Source organism: Microcystis sp. M49636_WE2 (assembly GCF_030065375.1).
GTDB lineage: Bacteria > Cyanobacteriota > Cyanobacteriia > Cyanobacteriales > Microcystaceae > Microcystis > Microcystis aeruginosa_C.
In genome coordinates, this window is the sequence record NZ_JASJFG010000904.1 from 1 (window position 1) to 1,724 (window position 1,724).

A 1,724-nucleotide genomic window follows, 5' to 3' on the forward strand; every position below is an offset into this window, starting at 1 on the left:
GGTCAACAAGGGAATAAAAAAGTATTTCCCGCAAAAAACGCATCACAAACTGTTTTAAGCAGCATTAATACCATAGATTTTAGACATATATTAGCCGCCAAACAAGAAATGCTGAGTTGGAAGTTTATGCAGCTTAATCCCGAAGATCTGCGAGAACCTACTCGTCAAGATATGGGCATCAGAGATACAATAACAGCAAGCGGAAAGAATTTAGCCGCTGCTTTATTTCGCATTAAACAAGATGATGAATATACCCTCACAGCAATTTCCCGTGATCTCAATAATCTGCTACCGAATCTTACAGAAGTTAATGTTTATGATGACAAAGCAAATCGACAATTTATTATCAAGGTAAAAGGTGATGATGGTCGGGAGTTTTCTTCAAGAGTGCTTTCCGAAGGAACCCTACGTTTATTAACATTATGTGTCCTGCAATACGACCGACAACACACAGGATTACTGTGTTTTGAAGAGCCAGAAAATGGCATTCATCCTTTTCGTATTGAAGCAATGGCAAGATTATTAAAAGAGCTAACTGTCGATTTTGAAGATACTGAAATGCCTTTACGCCAAGTAATAGTGAACACTCATTCTCCGGTTCTGGTGAGTCAATTAATTAATTGGCAAGATGATAAAAATGTCAGCATTTGGCTTTCTCAACTTACCACTATAATATCCACTATTGAAGGGAAGCGAATTAAGATGAAAAGCAGTAATTTTCACCCTGTTATCAAAGAGAATAAAAAGCAATTAACCTTATTTTACTCCGAAAATGAGGCCAAGCTAACTCTCTCGGAAGTTGTCGAATATCTAAAAACTGCTGATGCTGAAAGTGCGATTAAAAATATTAAAAATCAACAAAACCAATTAACGTAAATCAATTAAGATGGCAAAAAAACCCAAACAAATAATTATTGCCTTAGCTACAGAAGGCAGTTCCGATCATAGATTTTTACCGAATATTATTAAGCGCACTTTCGAGAGAGTTGCTTTTGACGATGAACAAGAAATAGAAATTTTTGACCCAATTTGTCTTTCACAAATCTCTCGCGAAAATATCCGAGAAAAAGCTAAAAAATATGCAATTCAAGCGGTGGAGAAGGGAGCAATGGTTTTGTGCTTCCATGCAGACGCAGATGATAAAACAGATGAAAACGCATTTAAGGAAAGAATTGATCCGGCTTTTAATGCTATTAAATCAGACGAGCGAGACTTATGCAAAAATTTAGTTGCTATCGTTCCAATACAAATGACTGAAGCCTGGATATTAGCAGACAAAGAATTACTAAAAAAAGAATTGTGTACAAATAAAAGTGATAGTGAGTTAGCAATCGATAAAGAACCCGAATCTTTTAGCAATCCGAAAGAAACAATTAAAAATGCCATCAATAAAGCCAGAGAAGGTATGACTAAACGGGATCGAAATAAACTAAAAATTGACGATTTATATTCACCGCTTGGTACAAAAATCGAATTGTCGAAATTAGAATCCTTGTCTTCCTACAAAAAATTTGAAAAGGCAGTACGAGATATTTTTCCACAATTAACGAAAGTCAACAATATAGAGGATAATCCTGATCAAACGTGAATAAGACCTTGCTAATACCATTTTTCTAAAGTAATGGCAGAGATGGTTAATTTTCGGCATTGCTGAATCAAGGCATGAATGGCAACTGTGCAGGTTCCCGTGCAAAAGTTAGTTTGGCTCTAGGTTTTAAAAATAC

At 35.6% G+C, this 1,724-nt stretch carries 2 protein-coding genes; both read left to right on the top strand.

All coding sequences use genetic code 11. From position 1 onward, the window contains the following. A partial coding sequence (locus PX484_RS20705) for an AAA family ATPase (protein ID WP_288105330.1) occupies positions 1-876 on the top strand: 876 nt, incomplete at its 5' end. A gap of 10 nt (positions 877-886) precedes the next feature. Then, positions 887-1,588: a DUF4276 family protein gene (locus PX484_RS20710; RefSeq protein WP_287766419.1), complete on the top strand. Its 702-nt coding sequence runs from the start codon at positions 887-889 to the stop codon at positions 1,586-1,588. Positions 1,589-1,724: the final 136 nt, after the last annotated feature.